The organism is Amycolatopsis azurea DSM 43854 (assembly GCF_001995215.1).
Classification (GTDB): domain Bacteria; phylum Actinomycetota; class Actinomycetes; order Mycobacteriales; family Pseudonocardiaceae; genus Amycolatopsis; species Amycolatopsis azurea.
On record NZ_MUXN01000011.1, the window covers coordinates 102,509 to 124,479 of the forward strand.

Genomic DNA, 21,971 nt, shown 5'->3' on the forward strand with positions numbered 1-21,971 from the left:
AATACTCAGGTGATGTGCACGACGGTGCCGAGCGGCAGTTCGACGAGGCGGTCCAGCGCCTCGCGAGTGACCCGGATGCAGCCGTCACTGGTGGCCTTGCCGACGAAACTGTTGTCGGGCCAGGTATGCAGGCCGACCGTGCCGGGGCCGCCGCCGAAGGTCTCGTGCGAATCGGAATGACTGCTCAGCGGCAACACGATCGGGCTGTAGGTGTTCACGCTCTCCTTGATCGAGGCGAGGATGAACGCGCGACCGGTGGGGGTGGGGTGCTGGGGTTTGCCGGTACCGATGGTCCACGAGCCGGTCTGTTTGCCCGCTTCGAGGATCTCCAGGCGGAATCCGGCGAGGTCCACGCGGACCTCGTAATCGTTCTGCGCCGATTCGACGGTCTCCGGGGTGGCGTGCAGCCAGCCGGTCGCGCCGTTGGGACGCGTGGGAAGCAGTACCTGCGCCCAGTCGCCCTGCCGGGCGATCACCGGGACCCAGGTCGGCGAGCCGATCTGCGTCTCCGGAAGCCGGGCGATCGGCTCGGCGCCGGGAGCGCGGTAGATCGCCGCGTCCGCCTTCGGGTGCAGTACTTCGCCGCCCGCGGGGAGTTCGTGGGCGGGATCGGCGGGCGCGGATTTCAGCTCACCGAAGGTGTTCGCCTCGGGCAGCGCGGCCAGTGCCTCGGGCGACGAGGACTGCGGGGCGACGGCGGCGGCTGCCCCGCCGCCTTCGGCCGGGGTGGATCCGCAGCCGGCCAGCACCACCAGCGCCAGTGCGAGAAGTGCGGCGGCCGCGTGCGGGCGTGCGGCACCGCAAGAGGTCTGCGATCGGGTCATTCAATGCCTGTCCATGCGCAGGGTCATTCGCAACGGGATGCGAATCCGGGACGGCTATCTCTAACAGCAAGGCGTCGCGCCGATCAATCCGCGCGATCGTTCGTCAGAGCTAATCTGCCTGCGGTTTTCCGGAGTTTCCGCAGCTCAGGGGTGCGCGCAGAGTTTCACTCGATCGAGGCGAAAGGGCGAATTCCGTAACGCTGAGAGAAACACACTCTGCGTATTTGTTCCTGCGGCCATTCGGTGGGGAATTGCCCGTGGCGCCGGGCGTGATGATCACGCGGAGTGGCCGATCCCGGCGGTCAAGGCCAAAGCGGCGGCTTCGCCCCGGGAACCGACGTCCAGCTTCCTCAGCACACCCGCGACGTGGAACTTCACCGTGCTCTCGGTGATGCCGAGCGCCGAGGCGATGGCCTTGTTGCGCTGCCCCCGCGCCACGAGCCGCAGCACTTCGAGTTCTCGGCGGTTGAGGTTGGCGAGCACGGCCTCGCCTGTCCGGTCGGACCGCGGCTCGAAGGGAAGTTCGACGGTGACGCGACTGCCCCAGCCGGGAACGGCGTCGACCTCGACGGTGGCACCGAGGGTCTTCGCACGCCCGTCGAGTTGCAGCCGGAGACCCGCGACGTCGAGGCCGCCGGATTCCTGGTCTCGGACATCGAGGTGCAGCGCGCTGTCGTCACTCGTCCAAGCGATACGGAGGCGGGCCAGATCCGGTTGGGTGGTGAACGCGAGCACCGCGGTGTACGTCATCGCGCGGGCGGCGTGGGCGACCTCGCCGGGCAGCGGACGCCCGTCTTTCGACGGCGCGACGAACTCGACTTCGGCGCCGTGATGCCGCATCACCTGACGGACTTCCCGGCGGAGCCTGCCGAACGCGGTGTGCGCCGGTTCCTCGGACAGCGCGAGATCGGTCTCGTGCGCCGACCGGAGCGCCACCAGCGCGGCGGACGCGGAGTCCGTCGCGACGAGACGGGCGCGACGGTCGTCCAGCCGGGTGGAGCGCAACGCGGTCAGGATCGTCACGAGCGCGGTCTCGTGCGCGGCGGCCATCTCCACGATCGTGCGCGCGCGTTCGCTGGACGCCGCGCGCGACTCGGCGAGGTAATCGGGGCTGGCCTGGGTGACCTGCTGGCGGATCGACGTCGCGACGATGCCGAAGATCTCCGCCAGCCGCGCGGGCTGGGGAAAGCGTTTGCGGCTGGGGCGCGGAACGAGCACCAGCAGCGTCCCGACCGGGTCGCGCACGGCCCAGACCGTTCGCGCGGCGCCGCCGAGGGCGGCCGTCAGGGTCAGGTGCCCGCCGGGTTCGACGAGTGCCTTGATCGCCTCGAGTTCGCGGATCGCGACCTTGTCGGCGATCTCCTTCGCGCCGGTGACCTTGCGCGGCCTGCCGGTACATTCGAGGGTGAAGATGACGAGTGCCTGATGCGGCCAGTCCTCGGCGAGCAGGCGTGAGAACCGGACGGCGATCTCGGCCAGCGGGCCTTCGACCACTTCGCGCAGCGCGGTCAGATCGGCGGATTCGGGCATCGCCGTCAGCGTAGCTCTTCACTCGACCTGGTCGAAAGGCCAGGTTTTCTCGACCGACGGTCAGGTCGCGGCCGCCGGTGTCCCGGTTTAGCCTCGCGTCAGGCATGCGTCACCGCGCATGTCTTCGTCGCCGAGCGGAGGAAACAGGGAATGCCACAACAGGTGCGCGGGGTGATCGCCCGGTCGAAGGGGGCGCCGGTCGAGCTGACGGAGATCGTTATCCCCGACCCGGGGCCCGGCGAGGTCGTCGTGTCGATCGCCGCCTGCGGCGTCTGCCACACCGATCTGACCTATCGCGACGGTGGCATCAACGACGAATTCCCCTTCCTGCTCGGCCACGAGGCTGCGGGGACCGTGGAAAGCGTCGGCGAGGGCGTCGACTCCGTGCGGCCCGGCGATTTCGTCGTGCTCAACTGGCGCGCGGTGTGCGGACAGTGCCGGGCTTGCAAGCGGGGGCGCCCGCAGTACTGTTTCGACACTTTCAACGCGGCACAGAAGATGACCCTGACCGACGGCACGGAGCTGACGCCGGCACTCGGCATCGGCGCGTTCGCGGACAAGACGCTCGTCCACGCCGGACAGTGCACGAAGGTCGACCCGGCGGTGGATCCCGCGGTCGCCGGCCTGCTGGGCTGCGGCGTGATGGCCGGACTCGGTGCCGCGGTCAACACCGGCGGCGTCGGCCGCGGTGATTCGGTGGCGGTCATCGGCTGCGGGGGAGTGGGCGACGCGGCGATCGCCGGCGCCCGCCTGGCCGGTGCGGGGACGATCATCGCCGTCGACCGCGACGGGCGGAAGCTGGAGTGGGCGCGGGACCTCGGCGCGACGCATACGGTCAACGCCACGGAGACCGACGCCGTCGCCGCGATCCAGGACCTGACCGGCGGCTTCGGCGCCGACGTCGTCATCGACGCGGTCGGCCGCCCCGAGACCTGGAAGCAGGCCTTCTACGCGCGCGACCTGGCGGGCACCGTGGTGCTGGTCGGCGTGCCGACACCGGACATGCGGCTGGAGATGCCGCTGCTGGACTTCTTCTCCCGCGGCGGCGCGCTGAAGTCGTCCTGGTACGGCGATTGCCTGCCGGAGCGGGACTTCCCGGTGCTGATCGACCTGCACCTGCAAGGCAGGCTGCCGCTCGACCGGTTCGTCACCGAGCGGATCGCGCTCGGTGACGTCGAGAAGGCGTTCCACACCATGCACGCGGGCGAAGTGCTGCGTTCGGTGGTGATCCTGTGAGCGGCCTGCGGATCGACCGGGTCGTCACGAACGGCGTCTTCGAACTCGACGGCGGATCGTGGGACGTCGACAACAACATCTGGCTCGTCGGGAACGACGACGAGGTCGTGATCGTCGACGCCGCGCACGACGAGCGCGCGATCACCGAGGCCGTCGGCGGCCGCCGGGTGGTCGCCGTCGTGTGCACGCACGGGCACAACGACCACGTCACCGTCGCTCCGCAACTCGGCGAGCACCTCGACGCACCGGTCCTGTTGCACCCCGGCGACCAGGAACTCTGGGAGATGACCCACCCCGGGCGCGAGTTCCGGAACGTGACGGACGGCGAGCGGATCGCCGTCGCGGGCACGGAAATCGAAGTGATCCACACCCCGGGGCACTCGCCCGGTTCGGTCTGCCTGCACCTGCCCGAGGCGAAGGCCCTGTTCTCCGGTGACACGCTGTTCGCGGGCGGGCCGGGGGCGACCGGGCGTTCGTTCTCCAGCTTCCCGACGATCATCTCGTCGATCGAGAAGCGGCTGTTCGCGCTGCCGGAGGACACCCGGGTCCACACCGGCCACGGCGACGGGACCACCATCGGCACGGAGGCGCCGCACCTGGCCGAATGGATCGCACGGGGCCACTGACTCTCGTGAGTGGTAAGTGACGTTCTAACGACACTTACCACTCACGACCCCCTGTACCGAAGCGGCGCAGGCTCGTGGTTTGCCAACCGCGGTGTCGCGAAAGCCACTTTCGCAACCTTCAACGTTGCGAAAGTGGCTTTCGCAACGCGCCCTCGCCGCCGGACAACGCTGGGTCCCGTGGGTCGTGAGTGGTAAGTGACGTTCTAACGACACTTACCACTCACGACCCCGGTGAGGCCGGTCAGGATCGCGTCCACACCGAAAAGGAAAGCCTCCGCCGATTCCCGCTCCAGCGCGGGCTCGTCCTCGACGATGCGCGCGCGGACGAGTTCGGCCCGGTTCTGTTCTTCCGCGACGAAGCCGAGTACATAGTGGACGATCGTGCGGGCGGCCCATTCGGCTTGGCGGGCGGAAAACCGCTCGGCGAACAACCGGTTCAGCGCCCGGGTCGGGGTCAGGACGTCCGGCCGGTACGCCTGCACGAACGACACGACCTCGGCGCCGTCGCGGACGCGGAGCAGCGCCGCGCGCAGGTCTTGCGCGGCGCCGCGGGGATCGGCGGGCGACGCCGGGAAGTCGGCGAGGACGCGCGCGGCGACCACGGCGAGCAGTTCCTGTTTGTTGGCGACGTGGTAGTACAGCGCGCCGGGCTGCACGCCGAGGTCCAGGGCCAGCCGCCGCATGGACAGGCTGCTCAGCCCCCGCTCGCGGAGCAGCTCGTACGCGCCGTCGACGATCTGCGTTCGCGTCACCTTCACGAGGCCATTGTGCCCGGCGCCGCGGGGCCGGCCTTGCGCGGGCCCGGACGTCCACCTAGGATTTGAAAGGTGTTCAAAACAGTGGATGACCTGGCCTCGCGTCAGCTGGCAGGCGGAGTACTCGATCGCGACGACGCCCGCGCGGTCCTGAATACGCCGGACGACGAGGTGTTCGGCCTGGTCGTCGCGGCCGGGCGGCTCCGGCGCGCGTACTTCGGGGACCGGGTCAAGGTCAACTACCTGGTGAACCTCAAGTCGGGGCTGTGCCCGGAGGACTGCACGTACTGCTCGCAGCGGCTCGGCTCGTCGGCGCAGATCCTCAAGTATTCCTGGCTTTCGGCCGAGGAGACGGTCAAGCAGGCGACGGCGGGGATCGCGGGCGGCGCGTCCCGGGTCTGCCTGGTCGCGAGCGGGCGCGGGCCGAGCGACCGCGACGTGGACCGGGTCGCGGGTGTCGTCGAGGCCGTCAAAACCGCGCATTCCGGCGTGGAAGTCTGCGCCTGCCTGGGAATTCTGAAGAACGGCCAGGCCGAGCGGCTCCGTGACGCCGGTGTCGACGCCTACAATCACAACCTCAACACGAGCGAGTCCCGGTACTCCGAGATCTGCTCGACGCACGACTACGAAGACCGCGTGGCCACCGTCGAGAAGGCCAAGCACGCGGGGCTTTCCCCTTGCTCCGGACTGATCGTGGGCATGGGGGAGAGCGACGACGAACTGATCGACGCGATCTTCGCCCTGCGGGACCTCGACAGCGACTCGATTCCCGTCAACTTCCTGATGCCCTTCGAAGGCACACCGCTGGAAGGCACCTGGGAACTGACGCCGCTGCGCTCGCTGCGGATCCTCGCGCTGGCGCGGCTCGCCTGCCCGGACAAGGAGATCCGGATGGCGGGTGGCCGCGAAATGCATCTGCGCTCGCTGCAGCCGCTCGCGTTGCAGGTGGCCAATTCCCTGTTCCTCGGGGACTATCTCACCAGCGAGGGACAGGCCGCGAAGGCCGACCTCGACATGATCGCCGACGCCGGGTTCAAGGTCCTCGGCGCCGACGAGAGTCCACATCGGACAGACGTCGCGGTCCGGGCGCGCGGCGCCGGCACGGCTGTCGCGCCCAACGCGTGAACGCCCTGCTGGAGTGGATGGCCGGCGTCGACGCGGACCGGCGTCGGGCCGGTCTGGTGCGCCGGACCGACGCCCGGCGCAACCCGGGAATCCGGGGTGGGCTACTGGATCTGGCCTCGAACGACTATCTCGGTCTCGGCGCCGACCCTCGTGTCCGCGCGGCCGCGACCCGCGCCATCGAGACCTACGGCGCCGGTGCGGGCGCGTCCCGCGTCGTGACCGGGACGACGGCGGGTCACGACGAGCTGGAGCGAGAACTGGCCCGCCTCACCGGGCAGCCGTCCTGTTTGGCGTTTTCCAGTGGCTACGCGGCCAACATCGGTCTGCTCACCGCTCTGGGTTCTCCGGACACGCTGATCGTTTCCGACGAGCACGTGCACGCGTCGCTGATCGACGGTGCCCGGCTGTCCCGTTCGCCCGTGCGGATCTGCCCGCACAACGACGTCGTCGCGCTCGAAGCACTGCTCCGGGATCGTGAGCAGACCCGGGCGGTGGTCGTCGTCGAATCGATCTACTCCGTGCTCGGGGACGCCGCCGATCTGGCGCGCGTCGCGGCGCTTTGTGCCGCCTACGACGCCCTGCTGGTCGTGGACGAGGCACACGGGATCGGCGTGGCGGGCCGGGGCAGGGGCGCGGTCCACGCCGCCGGCCTGTCCGGTTCGCCGCACGTCGTCGTGACGGCGACCCTGTCCAAGGCGCTCGGCACCCAGGGCGGAGCCGTGCTCGGACCGGCGCTGGTGCGCGAACATCTGGTCAACACCGCCCGGACGTTCATCTTCGACACCGGACTCGCGCCCGCCGCGGCCGCGGGGGCCGCCGAGGCCAGCCGGATCATCGCGGCGGAACCGGAACGAGCCGACGAACTGCACCGGATCGCGGCACTGATCGCCGGCGCCGCCGGGGTTCCGCACGCGCCCGGCGCGGTCCAGTCGATTCCCGCGGATTCCGCGGACCGGGCGGTGGCCGCCGCCGACACGTTGTTCGGCGAAGGCATCGTGGTCGGCTGCTTCCGCCCGCCCAGCGTCCCCGACGGCGTCTCCCGGCTGCGGCTCGTCGCCCGGGCGGGCGTCGATCCCGGACAGGCCGAGCGGGCGGCGCGGCTCGCGGCACGCCTGTGCCGCGCGGAAGTGCGTGCCGGGAGAGTCAGCGCAGCTGGTCCCGTCGGCGGATGAGATAGGCGGTTTCCGCGGTGTTCCCCGCCAGCTCGATGGCCTTGTCGTACGCCGCTCGCGACTCGGCGCTCCGGCCCAGCCGTCGCAGCAGATCGGCGCGGGTCACATGGAACGGGTGATAGCCGGCCAGCTTGTCGTCGAGGCGGTCGACGGCCGCCAGCGCCACCTCCGGGCCGTCGAGCTCGGCGACCGCGATGGCCCGGTTGAGGACGATGATCGGCGAGGGATCGACGCGGACGAGCTGGTCGTAGAGCGCGAGGATCTGTGACCAGTCGGTGTCCCGGATGTCGCGGGCGGAGGTGTGCACGGCGTTGATCGCGGCGAGGATCTGGTAGCGGCCCGGAGCCACTCCGGCGGCCGCGGCGGCGAGGCGTTCGCGCACCAGCCGATGCCCCTCGGCGATCAGATCCGTGTCCCAGGCGCCGCGGTCCTGCTCGTCGAGGGCGACCAGTTCGCCGTTCGCCGACACCCGGGCGGTGCGGCGGGCCTCGGTGAGCAGCATCAGCGCCAGCAGCCCGGCCACCTCGCCGTCGTCCGGCAGGAGGACGCGGATCAGGCGGGTGAGCCGGATCGCCTCGGCCGTCAGGTCGTGCCGCAGCGGATCGGTGTCGGCTCCGGTGGCCAGGTAGCCCTCGTTGAACACGAGGAAGAGGGCGGCGAGCACCCCGGACACCCGGGCAGGGAGATCCTCGGCGGACGGCACGCGATAGGGGATGCGGGCCGCCTTGATCTTGGCCTTCGCGCGGGTGATCCGCTGCCCCATGGCGCTTTCGGCCACCAGGAAGGCGCGGGCGATCTCGGGCACGGTCAGCCCGCCGACCATGCGCAGCGTCAGCGCCACGCGGGTTTCCAGCGCCAGCGCCGGGTGACAGCAGGTGAAGATCAGCCGGAGCCGGTCGTCGTCGATGACGCCGAGCGGCTCGGGCGGGTCGTCGACGTACGTCATCCGAGCCTCCTTCTGCTTGTCGTCGCGCTTGTTCTCCCGCCGGATCCGGTCGATGGCCTTGCGGTTCGCGGTGGTGGTCAGCCAGGCGCCGGGGCCGGGCGGGACGCCGTCGGACGGCCACCGCTCGACGGCGGTCGCGAAGGCCTCGGCCGCCGCTTCCTCGGCGATGTCGAGATCGCCGAAACGCCTGGTCAGCGTGGCGACCACCCGCGCCCACTCGTCGCGGTGGGCTTGGGCGATCGCCTCCTCGACGCCGGTCACAGGAATGGCCGCACCTCGATCTTCCGGTCGCAGATCTTCGACGCCTCGGTGGCGAGCTTGAGCGCCACGTCCAGGTCGGGGGCCTCCCACACCCAGACGCCGGCGAGGTACTCCTTCGACTCCACGAACGGCCCGTCGCTGAACACCGGCTGTTCGCCCCGGTTGTCGATCACCGTGGCCGAGCCGGTGTCCGCGAGCCCGCCCGCGAAGACCCAGTGGCCCTCGGCCATCAGCCGTTCGTTGAACTCGCTGATGGCGGGCTGCCGGTCGGTGCTGCCGGGATTGCTCTTGTCGTCGATCACGGAAACCAGATACCGCATCCGAAGATCCTCTCCTGTGGTGTCGGGGAAGCGTCGCATCCTCACCACGAACGCCGCCACGCCGATCCGACACCGGCGCCGGGATTTCTTTCGAGAATTCCGCGGATCGCCTGTGAAGAGGCCTACAAAGATACCCCTAGGGGGTACTTGTGCCGGAGCGGGAGCGGGCATAACTTCATCTCCGTCAGATACCCCCTAGGGGTATCAAACCTCTTGAAAGGACGGAAGTCATGGCGGAGACGACCCCGGACCCACGACGGTGGTGGGCGCTGGGACTGATCGCGCTGGCCCAGTTCATGGTCATCATGGACACCTCGATCATCGGCGTCGCCCTGCCCGCGATGCAGCGGGACCTCGGGTTCTCCCCGGGAGACCTGTCATGGGTGTTCAACGCCTACGTCGTCGCGCTCGCCGGGCTGCTCCTGCTCGGCGGACGCCTCTCGGACCTGTTCGGCGCGCGGAAGATGTTCACCGCCGGCTGGGTGGTCACCCTCGGCGGCTCCGTGGTCGCCGCGGTCGCGGGCACCGCGTGGGTCGAACTACTCGGCAGGGTCCTGCAAGGCGCGGGCGCGGCGTTGATCGCGCCGTCGGCGCTGACCCTGCTGATGATGCTGTTCGGCGCGCGTCCTCGTGAGCTGACGAAGGCGCTCGCGCTCTACGGCGCGGCCGCCCCCGCCGGTGGCACCGCAGGGGTGTTCCTCGGCGGCGTGATCACCGAATGGCTGTCGTGGCCGTGGATCTTCTGGCTCTACGTCCCGATCTCGCTCGTCGCGGTGCTCGCCACCGGCAAGCTGATGCCGCCCGCGCCCGTCCGGCGTGGTTCGGTCGACCTCGCCGGTGCCGTCGCGGTGACCGCGGGTCTCGGCCTGACCGTGTTCGGCGTCGTCCGCGCACCGGAAGCGGGCTGGGGCTCGGCGGGCACCTGGGGCGCGTTGGCGGGTGGCGTCGCGCTGCTCGCGGTGTTCGTGGCGATCCAGCGGAAGCGCGAAGTCCCGTTGGTACGGCTGGGGATCTTCCGGACGCCGAACCTCGGCGGCGCGAACCTCGCCCAGTTCCTGCTCGGCGCCGCGTGGATCCCGATGTGGTACTTCCTCAACCTGTACCTCCAGCAGGTCCTGGGTTACGGGGCTTTCGCGAGCGGGGCGGCGCTGCTGCCGATGACCGTGCTGATCGTCGTGCTGATGGTCGCCGTCGCGCCGCGGCTGATCGGCCGGTTCGGGCCGAAGAAGATGATCATCGGCGGTCTGTGGGCGCTCGCCGCGGGACTGGTGTGGCTGTCGTTCGTCAGCCCGACCGGCAACTTCGTCGTCGACGTCCTGCCCGCTTCGCTGGTCGCCGCGCTCGGCCAGGCGCTGGCGTTCATCCCGTCGCTCGGCACCGCGATCTCGAGCGCGAAACCGGAGGAAGGCGGGCTCGCGTCGGGGATCGTGAACACCTCGTACCAGATCGGTTCGGCGCTCGGTCTCGCCGCGATGACCGCGGTGGGGGTTTCGTTCGGCGCGGGACGGATCGGCGACCCGGTCGCGTTGACCGGCGGATACTCGGCCGCGTTCCTCGGGGCGGCGGGGATCGCGATCGCCGGTGGCTTCCTGGCCATGGCCACCCTGCGCACTCCGGCGCCCGAGCCGAGTGAAGCCGTCGGAGGTGACCCGGCGGTGCAGCGATGACCGGCTGTACGACCGCGTGGAGGGCGAGACCGTTCCTGGTCGGCCCTCCACGCGGCGTTTCAGTGTTCGCGGTAGCCGAGACCGGCCGAAACCTGGTGCGCCGCGCGGCCGACGACGCGGTTCAGGCCGCGCATCCGCGCGGCGGGCATGTACGGCCGTGTCGCCGAAACGCTGATGGCCCCGGCGATCGCGCCGGTGGCGTCCCGGATCGGCGCCGCGACACAGCGGATCCCCGGTTCGTTGTCCTCCAGGTCCATCGCCACCCCGGCCTCCGCGTACTCGCGCATGCGCGCCAGGAACGCGTCGAGGTCCTCCGGACGCACCCGGCCCGGCTCCACCGGCGTCTCGGCGAGGTACAGATCCCGCCATTCCGGCGCGGAGTCCAGCAGCAACGCCATCCCGACGCCGGTGCGGGTCAAGGGCATCCGGTGCCCGATCCGGGAGCGCATCTCCGCGCCCCGTGAGCCCGGCAGCTTGTCCAGGTACAGCACCGAACCCCCGTCGCGGACGGCCAGATGCACCGTGTCGCGCAGCTGCTCGGCCAGCTCCTCCAGCACCGGCCGGGCGACCACCGGCAGCGGACTGCCGTGCAGGGCCTGGAAACCCAGTTCGATCAGCGTGGGACCGAGTGCGTAGCCGTCCCGTCCGGTCCGCAGGTAACCCTCGCTGACCAGCAGCTGGACCAGCCGGTGCGCGGTGCTGCGGCCCAGTCCGGTGTGCTCGACCAGGGTGCGCAGATCGGTCGCACCGCTCGCGACCGCGCGGATCACCGCGAGGCCGCGGGCGAGGGTCTGGGTGCCGGGCGGCGCTGTCTCGGACATGCCGGAATCCTACATATAGGGACGCTGATCGCATTATCGGGAACGCGCCCGCACGATGTCGCTCGTGACGGACACCGAACCCGGCCTCATCGCCCTCGACTGGGGAACCTCCGGTCAGCGCGCCTGGCTGCTCGACGCCGAGGGGGAGATCCTCGACGCCCGCAGGGCTTCCCGCGGTCTGCTGGCGATCACCGAAGGCGTCGATCCGGGTGACAGGGCGGCCGCGTACGAGCCGGCCTTCCGCGAGATCTGCGGCGACTGGCCCGTTCTCCCGGCCATCGCGTCCGGGATGGTGGGGAGCGCTCAGGGCTGGGTCGATGCCGGGTATCGCACCGTCCCGGCGAGACTCGACTTCACCTCGCTCGTGCCCGTGCCCCATCGCGACGGCGTACTCCACGTCGTCCCCGGACTGCGGATCCCGTCCGGGGACGGCCCCGGCGACGTGATGCGCGGTGAGGAAACCCAGCTGATCGGCGTGCTCGAAGCGCTCGGCGACCCCGGCGGACCAGTCACGGTGGTGCTCCCCGGTACGCACAGCAAATGGGTCCGCGTCGAGAGCGGGATCGTGACGGATTTCGCCACCGCGATGACCGGCGAGCTGTACGGATTGCTGATCACGCAGGGCACCCTCGCCCGTACGGCCGCCGACGCGGTCCCCGACGACGCCGCCTTCTCACGAGGTTTGGCCGCCGGACGGCGCTCGCGGGGGCTCGCCACCGAGGCGTTCGGGGCCCGCCCGCTCGTGCTCGACGGCGTCCTCGAACCGGCATCGCTGCCGGACTACCTCTCGGGCGTGCTCATCGCCGACGAGGTCTCGCATCTGTTGTGTGACCCGGATTCCCGGCTGGTGTTGTGCGGTGACGGTGAACTGTGCCGCCGCTACGCCCTCGCCCTGGCCGACAGGGGAGTGGCGGCCACCGTGCTGTCCGAGGACATCGCCGCCCGGGGACTGTGGCGGATCGCGACAGCCGCCGGACTGCTCGAAGACCGTCTCGAAAGGACACTGAAGCCGTGACCGGTTTGATCGCGATCCTGCGCGGAGTGACCCCGGCCGAGGTCGTCGGCGTCGGGCGGGCGCTCGTCGACGCGGGATTCCCCGCCATCGAAGTTCCGCTGAACTCGCCGGAGCCGTTCGAGAGCGTCCGTTTGCTCGCCGACGCGTTCGGTGAGTGGTGCGAGATCGGCGCGGGCACCGTGCTCACCGCCGAAGACGTCACGCGGGCCCGGGAAGCCGGGGCGCGCATGATCGTGGCACCCAACAGCGATCCCGTGGTCATCTCCGCCGCCGTGGCCGAAGGGATGACGCCGTACCCGGGCGTGGCCACCCCCACCGAGGCGTTCGCGGCGCTCGCCGCGGGTGCCCGGCACCTCAAGCTGTTCCCCGCCGGCGCCGTCGGGATCGGGGGCATGAAGGCGTGGCGCGCGGTGCTGCCGCGCGAGGTCGAACTGCTGCCTGTCGGCGGCGTCGACGAAACGAACCTGGCGGCCTGGGCCGCCGCCGGGGCGGCCGGAGCGGGACTGGGGTCCTGTCTCTACCGGCCGGGTGACAGCGCGGACGCGGTCGCCGTCCGTGCCCGCGCACTTTCCGAGATCTGGCACCAGGGATAGGAAGACAACCATGAAGATCGTGTCAATGACGACATATCAGGTGCCGCCTCGCTGGTCGTTCCTGAAGATCGAAACCGACGCGGGCATCACCGGATGGGGCGAGCCGGTGCTGGAGGGCCGCGCCTCCTCCGTGGCGGCCACCGTCGAGGAGCTTTCCGACTACCTGATCGGCAAGGATCCCTCGCATATCGAGGATCTGTGGACGGTCCTCTACCGGGGCGGGTTCTACCGCGGCGGCGGCATCCACATGAGCGCGCTGGCCGGGATCGACCAGGCCCTGTGGGACATCAAGGGCAAGGCGCTCGGTGTGCCGGTCCACGAACTTCTCGGCGGGCGGGTGCGCGACCGGATCAAGGTGTACTCGTGGATCGGCGGCGACCGTCCCGCCGAGACCGCCCGCGCCGCGCGCGAGGTGGTGGACCGCGGGTTCAGCGCGGTGAAGATGAACGGGACCGAGGAACTGTCCTATCTGGACACCTGGGACAAGGTGGATCGCTGCGTGGCCAACGTGGACGCCGTGCGCCAGGCGGTGGGCCCGGACATCGGCATCGGGGTGGACTTCCACGGCCGCGTGCACAAGCCGATGGCCAAGGTCCTGCTGCGCGAACTGGAGCCGTTCCGGCTGATGTTCGTCGAGGAACCGGTGCTGTCCGAACACGTCGACGGCTTCGCGGAAGTCCTGCGCACCTCGCCGATCCCGATCGCGCTCGGCGAGCGGCTCTTTTCCAGGTGGGACTTCAAGGCCGTGCTGGCTTCGGGCGCTGTCGACATCATCCAGCCGGACCCGTCGCACTGCGGCGGCATCACCGAAGCGCGCAAGATCGCGCACATGGCCGAGGCCTACGACGTCGGCCTCGCCCTGCACTGCCCGCTCGGCCCGATCGCGCTGGCGGCGTGCCTGCAGATCGACGCGGGCTGCTACAACGCGACGATCCAGGAACAGAGCCTCGGCATCCACTACAACACGAGCAACGACCTGCTCGACTACGTCACGGACCCCGCGGTGTTCGCCTACGAGGACGGACAGGTCACCATCCCTCGCGGGCCCGGGCTGGGCATCGAGATCAACGAGGAGTACGTCACCGAACGCGCGGCCGAGGGACATCGCTGGCGGAATCCGGTGTGGCGGCACACCGACGGCTCGTTCGCCGAGTGGTGAGCGCCATGGCGACGTCCGTCCACCCGGGACTCACCGCGCGTCCGTCCCGGTACCGTGTGCTCATCGCGGCGATGCTGTTCATCACCGTCGTCATCAACTACCTCGACCGCTCGAACCTGTCGATCGCGATGCCCGCGATCGCCGGCGAGCTCGATCTGTCCAAAGCGGAACAGGGCCTGCTCCTGTCGGCCTTCGGCTGGACCTACGCCGCGTTGCAGCTGCCCGGCGGCTGGCTGGTCGACAAGATCCCGCCGCGGCTGCTCTACCCGGCCTGCCTGGTCCTGTGGTCGCTCGCGACGTTGTTCATGGGCGTGATCGGCGGGTTCGTGGCGCTGATCGCGTTGCGGCTGATGGTCGGTGTCTTCGAGGCGCCCGCGTATCCGATCAACAGCAAGATCGCGACCGTCTGGTTCCCGGAACGCGAACGTGCCACCGCGATCGGTTTCTACACCTCGGGCCAGTTCATCGGACTCGCGCTGCTGACGCCCGTGCTTTCCTGGTTGCAGGCGATGCTTTCGTGGCACTGGGTGTTCATCGCGACCGGACTGGTCGGCATCCTGTGGGCGGCGCTTTGGTACGCGAAGTACCGCGAGCCGCGCGACTCCCGCGCCAACGACGCCGAGGTGGAGCTGATCCGCTCCGGCGGCGGCCTGGTGGATCTGGCACGTGAACGGCCGGAGCGCGCGCGGATCACCAAGGCGGACCTGGCGACCGTGCTGGGCAGCCGGAAACTGTGGGGCATCTACTTCGGACAGTTCTGCCTCACCTCGACGCTCTGGTTCTTCCTCACCTGGTTCCCGACGTACCTCGTCGAGTACCGGGGGATGGACTACATCAAGTCCGGCTTCCTGGCGTCGCTGCCGTTCATCGCGGCGCTGGTCGGTGTGCTCGCCTCCGGTGTGCTGTCGGACTTCCTGGTCCGGCGCGGGGTTTCGCTCGGGGCGGCCCGCAAGGGGCCGATCATCGCCGGGCTGGTACTGAGCACCGTGATGGTCGGGGCCGGGTTCACCGACTCGACCGCGCTGGTCATCGTGATCCTGTCGGTGGCCTTCTTCGGCAACGGTCTCGCGTCGATCACCTGGTCGCTGGTGTCCGCGCTGGCGCCGCGGCGGCTGCTCGGACTGACCGGCGGGATGTTCAACTTCATCGGGAACCTGTCGTCGATCGCCACCCCGATCGTCATCGGCCTGATCGTCACCGACGACAGCTTCGCGCCCGGCTTCGCCTACATGACCGTGATCACGATCGCCGGGATCCTTTCTTACGTCTTCCTCGTCGGCAAGGTCGAACGCGTCACCGAACGAACCCCGGCGGTCGTGAGCGGCAAGGCCGGTTAGGACCAACCGTGTCGTCCCTCCAGTCACGAGTGTCGTCCGTCTGATCACGTGAGTTCGCCGCTCGATCACGTGCACCCGGCTTCGGATGATGCGAAAGCCACTTTCGCAACACCGCTTTCTCACCGTTCTCTTGACGGTAAGGCTGGGCGGGGCGGGCGATTCGCGTGATCAGACGGCGATCACGTGAGTTACGCCTCCAAGCACGCGAGTCACGCCTTCGGCCCGGCCAAAGAACCCGGGCGAACGCGTCGGCAGTGACCCGGTCATTCCTTGGAAAGGAAGAAATACGCGTACCGTTCGTCGAGTTCGTTCCGCGGTACCAGCCGGACCCCGCGCGGGACGAGGCCGCAGCGCCCGGCGAGTTCCCAGAAGCCGTGGATCGGGTAGGTCGTCATGTTCGCGAGGCCACGCCGGTAGGAGCGCCGCCGGGGTTTGGTGCGCCAGTCGCCGGTTTCGTACTTGATCTGGATCAGGGCGAGGCCGCCGGGCGCGAGGAGATCGTGGGCGACGCGCAGCAGTCGTTCGCCGTATTCCGGCGAGGGGATCAGCTCGAAGACGTAGAAGCACAGGAACACGTCGCAGACGCCGTCGATGTCCCCGAGCGCGGATTCCGGATTGGCGACCTCGACGGCCACCGGCTGAAAGGCCGTGTCGCAGACGCTCGCGATCTGCCTGCCGCACTCCTCGAGCGATTCGCGGGAGATGTCGACTCCGATGAACTCCTTGGCACGTGGTGCGAAACGCACCGCGTTCGCGCCGCCACCACAGCCCCACTCGACCACCCGGTCCCAGGACCGGGAGAACCCCGCCATCCGTGCCCCGGCTTCGAACAGGTCGAGGTGGTCCGCGCCGATCCGGTCCCACAGGTCGGTACCCCGGAAGGCGGGAGCCTCCCGCCAATGCGAGTCGGCGGCCCACCGGGATCCCTTCGGGCGCCGCCAGTAGTCCTGCGCGTCGGCGGCGATCGTCGAGTCGGGTTGCCGGAGGCCCGCGGTCGAAAGAGTGCGTTGTAGGAGGTCTTCCGCGGTGACGGCGAGGCGTTTTCCGTGGGCCACGGCGACTTCCCAGGGTCTTCTGCTCGTGCCGGTTCCTTCTGGCATGGGAAAGCCTTTCGCTGAAGGGACGTGGACGCGGATGCCGGTCCGAAGATCCGCGTGGTGCGATGGTTCGTCACACTTCTCTGGCGCAAGGGGCGACCGGGCCGGGAGGTAATCCCGTGCCACACAAACATCTTACGGGTTCGGTTCGCGCAGGTGACTTCGCAAAAGCCTGCCCTGGAGAGCTTTCTGTTGGGCAGTATCGTGCGCCGGGGCGAACCGCCCTAGTCACAGTGGTCGAGTGCCGACCATGGTCCATGACCGCCAGGGCTCACATTTCGTGGGGGTGCGTCGTCGGTAGGGCAGAACACCCACTACGACAAGGAGATCACGATGGACGCCCGGCTCGACTACTTCGGCAACCCGGTCGGCGGAAAGTTCATGAAGACCATCATCTCGGCAGGGCGGGCGCTGGCGGGCTCGTCCTTGCCGGTCACGATCCAGGAACTGGTGAGGATGCGCGCGAGCCAGATCAACGGCTGCGCGGTGTGCCTGGACATCCACACGAAGGAAGCCGCCGCGGCGGGTGAATCCGCCGTGCGGATCAACCTGGTCGCGGCGTGGCGGGAGGCGACGGTCTTCAGCGAGGTCGAGCGTTCCGCGCTGGAGCTGACCGAACAGGCCTGCCGGATGGCCGACGGCGGTGAGGTCACCGACGAGGCGTGGGCGAACGCCGCCCGGCATTTCGACGAGGACCAGCTCGCCGCGCTGGTCGCGGTGATCTCGCTGATCAACGCCTTCAACCGGGTGAACGCCATCGTCCGGAACCCCGCGGGCGACTACGTGGCCGGGCAGTTCGCCTGACCTCGTCCGGTGTGCCGGGCCCCGTGCCGTCCGGTGCGGGGCCCGGCTCCGACAACTTTCGGGAGAAACCATGACCATGAAAGAAAAAGCACGCAATCTGGCGGCGTTCGAACGCTTTCACGACGCGACCAACACCGGCAGTGTCCAGCTCGTCGAGAGGACGATCGACGAGGTCGTCGACCCGGAAGTGGTGTTCCACTCGCCGGTCCCGATGGACACGACAGGGGCGCGGGCGCTGAAACAAGTGTGGACGGTGCTGCTTCGCGCGTTCCCCGATCTTCGGGTCGAGGCCGAGGACGTGCTGGCCGACGGGGACAGGGTCGTCTGCCGGAACACCGTCACCGGTACCCACCAAGGTGAGTTCAGGGGTATCCCGGCGACGGGAAAGACGGTCTCCTACCGGGAGATCTTCATTTTCCGGTTCGCCGGAGGGCGGATCGTCGAGATCTGGGGCGTCGTCGACGTCCTGACCCAGCTGCGGCAACTCGGCGCTCTCGCGGCTTAGCGGTCAGGCGTCCGTCCACGGCCGGAGTTTCTCGGGGTTCCGCACACCCCAGATGCGCCGGATGCGGTCTTCGGCGACGTGGAACGCGAACACCGCGACGGTCAGCCCGGCCTGCTGGAGCACGAGGCCGGGCCGGCCGTTGACGGTCCGCTCCAGCAGTTCGTGGCCGGACGCCTTGCCCGCCACCTCCAGGAGATAGGACGCGACCTGCTCGCGGCCCTCGAAAGGATGGAGCGCGGCGCTGACGAGTCCGCCGCCGTCGCCGACAGCCTTGACATCGGGATCGAGCAGACCGATGAGCGCTTCGATGTCCCTGGCCTCCCAGGCTTTCTTGAATTCCTTGACGAGGTTCGCTTGCCGGGCGACCGGGGCAGGGGAGACCTGCGTCGCGCGGATGCGGCGGCGCGCGGAGGAGGCCAGCTGGCGGCAGGCGGCGGGGGAGCGGCCGACGATCTCCGCCACCTCGGCGAAGGGATAGCGGAAGACGTCGTGCAGCACGAACGCGACCCGCTCGGCCGGGGTCAGTGACTCGAGCACGACGAGGAACGCCATGTTGATCGACTCGTCGAGGGTGATCCGGTCGGCCGGGTCGGCGGCCGGTGGCCGTCCGGTCGTCCACGTGACCTGTCCCGGCAGCGGTTCGGGGAGCCATTCGCCGACGTAGCGTTCCCGCCTGGCGCGGGCCGAGCCGAGGAGGTCCAGGCAGATGCGGCCGGCGACCGTCGTCAGCCAGGCACCGGGGGAGTCGATCGCCGCCCGCTGGGCCGGGGACAGGGCATACCAGCGGGTGTAGGTCTCCTGCACCACGTCCTCGGCCTCGGAAAGCGATCCGACCAGGCGATACGCGATCCCGATCAGCTGACGCCGCTCACTCACGATCGCCTTCAGGCCCGGGGCGAGCGGATCGTGGGCCTGCTCGGATGGATCGGTCATGGGATTCCCGCCTCAGAGTCGCGTGCCTCGTCCCGGATACGACGAGAGAGCGCCGCCGGATGTGAGGTCATCTCACCAGGCTTGAGGACGGTTATGCCGGCACAGTGCGGGGAAAGTCCTTTCGCTTGATCTTGGCCCGGCGCCCGTCCGGATGGTGGAAGACGATGCCCTCCGCCGGATGTCCGGGGGAGAACTGGCTGTCCAGTGTGGCGAGGAAGTCCCGCAGTTCGGCGTAGCTGCGCGGCGCCTCGGGCAGGGCCGGTGCCTGGAAGTTGAAGGGGATGCACCGGTGTTCGTCCAGTCCCAGGGGGTTGCCCTGGATGCGGGGACCGAGCGCCTCGCTCGGGTGCTCCCCGTCCGGCCATCCGGACACGTCGGTGTTCGCGGCCGCCGAGAGGATCCACTTGTCGTCGGCGGACTCGCTGTCGGTGTCCACGTACCAGCCGTCCACGATGCCCTGCTGCTTCTGCGCCTTGCTCGGGTTGCGCCGCTTCTCGACCCGGACCAGCTGACCGGCACGCACGGTCAACCGGATGTTGGTGCCGTCGAGCTTCTCGGTCCCCACCCCGGCGCCGTCGAAGACCCACGCGCACTCGGCGCGAGGTCTGTCGACGACGTGGAAGCGCTCATCGCGCTCGAAAAGCGTGGGGATCTTCTCCATGACGGTCTTCCCTTTCACGACGTGCCCGATGAGTTCTTCAGGGGTGATGACGCCGCTGGCCAGCCCGCCGGCGAGCGCCCGGATCAGCTCCGCCACGGGGACGTCGGCCTCGACCGCGACATGCTTGAGCGCTTTCTTCTCCTCCGGGGAGATCCAGGCGACCAGCCGCGACCAGCCCTCGGGAGGCGTCCATCGGGCCAGCTTCGCTGGGTCTTTGCGCGGCCTGCCTCGTCCTCGTACCTCATCCACGGCCGAACCGTAGCCAGCCGTGAGGACTTGTGTCAATTGGCATAACAGAAAATAGTTTCGGGGAGCGGTGAGGCGGGGTGCTTTTGTGACTGAAGTGATTGGTGGGACCGGTGAGGCGTCGGTGTCGTGTCTTGGGTGCCTACTGGATTTCGGCCGCGGTCGGTTCCCAGGCGGCAGGTCCGTGAAGGCCTCCTTCCCAACCCTGAAGGTAGGGAAGGAGGCCTTCACGGACTTTGCGGACCGCCACGTTCGCCCCAGACGCACCAACAGTCACACTGGCTGCGCGTGAAGGCCCCCTTCCCTCGGCTCAGCCGAGGAAACTCGCCCTTCGCAGGGCCCCGAGTACATGAAGGCCCCCTTCCTTGCGACAGGCTCAAGGAAGGGGGCCTTCATGTACCTCAAGCGAGCGAGGGTGCCGGTACCGAGTCACTCATGATCACCATGCCGAGCTGGGGCTTTCGGTGTCTGAGCGGACGGCACGCGTGATTGGCTGGACGACACGCTCGCCGCCTGGTCCCACCACGTGTCGTCCGTCTGATCACGTATGTCGCCCACTCGATCACCTGTGTCGTCCATCTGATCACGCGAGACTGCGCGCGACTGTAGGTACCTGAGACACGCTTGGCTCTAACCCGAATCGCCACTCACGACCACCTGTGCCGACGCCTCACCGCCGCCCTCAATCGCGTGAAGTCCGTGAAGGCCTCCTTGAGGGACCCAGAGTCCCTCAAGGAGGCCTTCACGGACCGGTGTTCGGTGGCGATCAGCGGGGTGAAGGGGGCTTTCCACTCGTGCGATGAGGGGAAAGTCCCCTTTGTCGCGGGTCTTGCGGTTCTCGTGGGCGGCGGAGTCCCCGAAGCGTTGCGAAAGCCACTTTCGCAACCTTCAACGTTGCGGAAGTGGCTTTCGCAACGCTCTCGAGGTCGGCGTACGGGCGAGCGACTGAACACGCCACCTTTGCCTTACCTCGCAACAGAACCGCGAATCGCCACTCACGAACTCGTGGACCTCAGGCGCCCGCCTCGGCGAGGATCCGGGCGACGGCCGTCTGTCCCTTGTTCCTGGCGTGGGCGAGGGGAGTGACGCCTTGTTTGTCGGCGAGGTCGACGTCCGCGCCAGCGGCGACGAGCGCCCGGACCACTTCCTGGTGGCGCGGCCCGCCGTCGCCGAGGATGACCGCCTCCAGCAGCGCGGTCCAGCCCAGGTCGTTCACGTGGTCGACGTCGATCCCGCTGTTCGCCACCAGCCGCACGTACTCGACGTGCCCGCGTTCCGAGGCGGGGATCAGCGAGACGCCGCCGAACCGGTTTGTGATGGTCAGGTCCGGCTTCGCCTTGAGCAGCACCTGTGCCATCGGGACGCTCCCGGTGACGCCGGTGACCAGCCAGGGTGTGTCGTGCCGGCCGTCGAGCGCGTTCGGGTCGGCACCCGCCTTGACCAGTACTTCGGCGATCTCGACCCGGTTTTCGGTGACGGCGACGAGCAGCGGGGTCCGGCCGTGATCGTCGCGGGTCTCCAGGTCGGCGCCGGAGTCGACGGCCTGCCGGACGAGATTCGCGTCGGCTGCGAAAAGGTGACTCACGGGGACTCCTTGGCGGGGCGGCTGGGATGCGGTGGGCGAGGACGGAGCGCTCGACGCCGGTGGGGGTGGAGCACTCGGCGCCTGCGGGGAACAGGCACCGAGCACGAGGGCGGCGAGCAGCGCCACGAGCGCCCGTCCACCGATCATCAGCGAAGTTCCCCGATGGCGCGCAGGCCCGCCGCGGCGAACTTCTCGTCGAGGTCGCCGCTGGGCGCGCCGCCGACGCCGATCCCGGCGATCGGGCCGCCGTTCACGGCGACCGGCACACCGCCGGCGAGGAAGAGCGTGCCGGGGATGTCGCGGACGGTCGGGCCGGTGCCCTGGGCGTTCTTGTTCAGCGCGGACGTCGGCTGTCCGAAGGAGACCGCGGTGAAGGCCTTCCGCTTGGCCGACTCCTCGGTCTGCGGTCCGGCGCCGTCGCCCTTGAGCAGGACCCGCACGTCACCGGACCGGTCCAGCACGGCCACGGTGACCCGCTGCCCCTCCTTCTCGGCGGCGTCCAGCGCGGCCTGGGCGGCGCGAGTGGCGGCGTCGACGCCGAGAACACTGGTCTGCACGACGGCAGGCGAGGCGGGCTGCTGCGGCTTGCGGTCCTGAGCCTGCGCCGCGCCGAGCCCGGTGGCGAGTGCGACGGTCGCGAGGCCGGCCGTCATACCCAGGACGAGGCGAGTGCGGGGGAGCTTGGCGTTCATCGGATTTCCTTTGCCGTGGAGGGGTTTTTCGTTCTCCTTCGACTCTCCCGGCTGGCCGGGC

General features: G+C 69.4%; 22 protein-coding genes. 11 read left to right on the forward strand and 11 right to left on the reverse strand.

Annotated features, from left to right (window positions below):
- Positions 1–5: 5 nt before the first annotated feature.
- Positions 6–824 (reverse strand): L,D-transpeptidase family protein, encoded by an 819-nt coding sequence (locus B0293_RS15100; RefSeq protein ID WP_005157551.1) that lies wholly within the window; start codon positions 822–824, stop codon positions 6–8.
- Positions 825–1,100: 276 nt separating this feature from the next.
- On the reverse strand, positions 1,101–2,354 hold the full coding sequence (locus tag B0293_RS15105; RefSeq protein ID WP_005157554.1) for a helix-turn-helix transcriptional regulator: 1,254 nt from the start codon (positions 2,352–2,354) through the stop codon (positions 1,101–1,103).
- 150 nt (positions 2,355–2,504) lie between these two features.
- Here B0293_RS15105 and B0293_RS15110 point away from each other — a divergent pair, with 150 nt between their 5' ends.
- Positions 2,505–3,590: an S-(hydroxymethyl)mycothiol dehydrogenase gene (locus tag B0293_RS15110; RefSeq protein WP_005157557.1), complete on the forward strand. Its 1,086-nt coding sequence runs from the start codon at positions 2,505–2,507 to the stop codon at positions 3,588–3,590.
- Positions 3,587–4,216, forward strand: coding sequence for an MBL fold metallo-hydrolase (locus B0293_RS15115; protein ID WP_005157559.1), 630 nt, complete (start codon positions 3,587–3,589; stop codon positions 4,214–4,216). The genes B0293_RS15110 and B0293_RS15115 overlap by 4 nt, the downstream gene beginning before the upstream one ends.
- A 203-nt stretch (positions 4,217–4,419) precedes the next feature.
- On the opposite strand, the gene B0293_RS15120 is transcribed toward B0293_RS15115, so the two are convergent.
- Entirely contained in the window at positions 4,420–4,974 is a 555-nt protein-coding gene (locus B0293_RS15120) for a TetR family transcriptional regulator (protein ID WP_005157562.1), read from the reverse strand.
- A 69-nt stretch (positions 4,975–5,043) separates the two neighbouring features.
- On the opposite strand from B0293_RS15120, the gene bioB reads away from it, so the two are divergent.
- Together bioB and B0293_RS15130 are read left to right on the forward strand one after the other, a co-directional pair.
- A complete protein-coding gene (gene bioB / locus B0293_RS15125) occupies positions 5,044–6,096 on the forward strand; it encodes a biotin synthase BioB (protein ID WP_209437286.1) in 1,053 nt (350 codons plus the stop codon).
- Complete coding sequence (locus B0293_RS15130; protein WP_005157564.1) at positions 6,093–7,268, forward strand: 8-amino-7-oxononanoate synthase; 1,176 nt, start codon at positions 6,093–6,095, stop codon at positions 7,266–7,268. The genes bioB and B0293_RS15130 overlap by 4 nt, the downstream gene beginning before the upstream one ends.
- Here the strand turns inward: B0293_RS15130 and B0293_RS15135 are convergent.
- Complete coding sequence (locus B0293_RS15135) at positions 7,240–8,475, reverse strand: RNA polymerase sigma factor (protein ID WP_005157565.1); 1,236 nt, start codon at positions 8,473–8,475, stop codon at positions 7,240–7,242. The genes B0293_RS15130 and B0293_RS15135 overlap by 29 nt on opposite strands.
- Entirely contained in the window at positions 8,472–8,795 is a 324-nt protein-coding gene (locus B0293_RS15140) for a YciI family protein (protein ID WP_005157566.1), read from the reverse strand. Before B0293_RS15140 ends, B0293_RS15135 begins: the two co-directional genes overlap by 4 nt.
- Before the next feature lie 230 nt (positions 8,796–9,025).
- Here B0293_RS15140 and B0293_RS15145 point away from each other — a divergent pair, with 230 nt between their 5' ends.
- Entirely contained in the window at positions 9,026–10,462 is a 1,437-nt protein-coding gene (locus B0293_RS15145; protein ID WP_005157567.1) for an MFS transporter, read from the forward strand.
- A 59-nt stretch (positions 10,463–10,521) separates the two neighbouring features.
- On the opposite strand, the gene B0293_RS15150 is transcribed toward B0293_RS15145, so the two are convergent.
- Positions 10,522–11,283 carry an IclR family transcriptional regulator gene (locus B0293_RS15150; protein WP_005157569.1) on the reverse strand — a complete coding sequence of 254 codons (762 nt, stop codon included), beginning with the start codon at positions 11,281–11,283 and terminating at the stop codon, positions 10,522–10,524.
- Between the two features lie 55 nt (positions 11,284–11,338).
- On the opposite strand from B0293_RS15150, the gene B0293_RS15155 reads away from it, so the two are divergent.
- The 4 genes from B0293_RS15155 to B0293_RS15170 are packed head-to-tail and all read left to right on the forward strand — an operon-like array spanning position 11,339 to position 15,387.
- Positions 11,339–12,298, forward strand: a complete 960-nt coding sequence (locus B0293_RS15155; RefSeq protein ID WP_005157571.1) for a 2-dehydro-3-deoxygalactonokinase — start codon at positions 11,339–11,341, stop codon at positions 12,296–12,298.
- Positions 12,295–12,891, forward strand: coding sequence for a 2-dehydro-3-deoxy-6-phosphogalactonate aldolase (locus B0293_RS15160; protein ID WP_005157573.1), 597 nt, complete (start codon positions 12,295–12,297; stop codon positions 12,889–12,891). Before B0293_RS15155 ends, B0293_RS15160 begins: the two co-directional genes overlap by 4 nt.
- Positions 12,892–12,901: 10 nt before the next feature.
- The gene (gene dgoD, locus B0293_RS15165) at positions 12,902–14,050 is read left to right on the forward strand and encodes a galactonate dehydratase (protein ID WP_005157574.1); all 1,149 of its coding nucleotides are present in this window, start codon (positions 12,902–12,904) and stop codon (positions 14,048–14,050) included.
- 5 nt (positions 14,051–14,055) lie between these two features.
- Positions 14,056–15,387 (forward strand): MFS transporter, encoded by a 1,332-nt coding sequence (locus B0293_RS15170; protein ID WP_039917992.1) that lies wholly within the window; start codon positions 14,056–14,058, stop codon positions 15,385–15,387.
- 263 nt (positions 15,388–15,650) lie between these two features.
- Here B0293_RS15170 and B0293_RS15175 read toward each other — a convergent pair whose 3' ends face one another.
- Entirely contained in the window at positions 15,651–16,487 is an 837-nt protein-coding gene (locus tag B0293_RS15175) for a class I SAM-dependent methyltransferase (RefSeq protein ID WP_052014452.1), read from the reverse strand.
- 330 nt (positions 16,488–16,817) lie between these two features.
- Here B0293_RS15175 and B0293_RS15180 point away from each other — a divergent pair, with 330 nt between their 5' ends.
- Both B0293_RS15180 and B0293_RS15185 read left to right on the forward strand, forming a co-directional pair.
- Positions 16,818–17,288 (forward strand): carboxymuconolactone decarboxylase family protein, encoded by a 471-nt coding sequence (locus tag B0293_RS15180; protein ID WP_005157581.1) that lies wholly within the window; start codon positions 16,818–16,820, stop codon positions 17,286–17,288.
- A 70-nt stretch (positions 17,289–17,358) separates the two neighbouring features.
- Complete coding sequence (locus B0293_RS15185) at positions 17,359–17,793, forward strand: ester cyclase (protein ID WP_005157597.1); 435 nt, start codon at positions 17,359–17,361, stop codon at positions 17,791–17,793.
- Positions 17,794–17,796: 3 nt separating this feature from the next.
- On the opposite strand, the gene sigJ is transcribed toward B0293_RS15185, so the two are convergent.
- The 4 genes from sigJ to B0293_RS15205 form a co-directional block, all read right to left on the reverse strand.
- Positions 17,797–18,726 carry an RNA polymerase sigma factor SigJ gene (gene sigJ / locus B0293_RS15190; protein ID WP_005157600.1) on the reverse strand — a complete coding sequence of 310 codons (930 nt, stop codon included), beginning with the start codon at positions 18,724–18,726 and terminating at the stop codon, positions 17,797–17,799.
- A 91-nt stretch (positions 18,727–18,817) separates the two neighbouring features.
- Positions 18,818–19,636, reverse strand: a complete 819-nt coding sequence (locus B0293_RS15195) for a DNA ligase-like domain-containing protein (RefSeq protein ID WP_005157602.1) — start codon at positions 19,634–19,636, stop codon at positions 18,818–18,820.
- Positions 19,637–20,645: 1,009 nt separating this feature from the next.
- A complete protein-coding gene (locus B0293_RS15200) occupies positions 20,646–21,218 on the reverse strand; it encodes an ankyrin repeat domain-containing protein (protein ID WP_005157604.1) in 573 nt (190 codons plus the stop codon).
- Between the two features lie 146 nt (positions 21,219–21,364).
- Positions 21,365–21,910: a GlcG/HbpS family heme-binding protein gene (locus B0293_RS15205; protein ID WP_005157607.1), complete on the reverse strand. Its 546-nt coding sequence runs from the start codon at positions 21,908–21,910 to the stop codon at positions 21,365–21,367.
- Positions 21,911–21,971 lie beyond the last annotated feature (61 nt).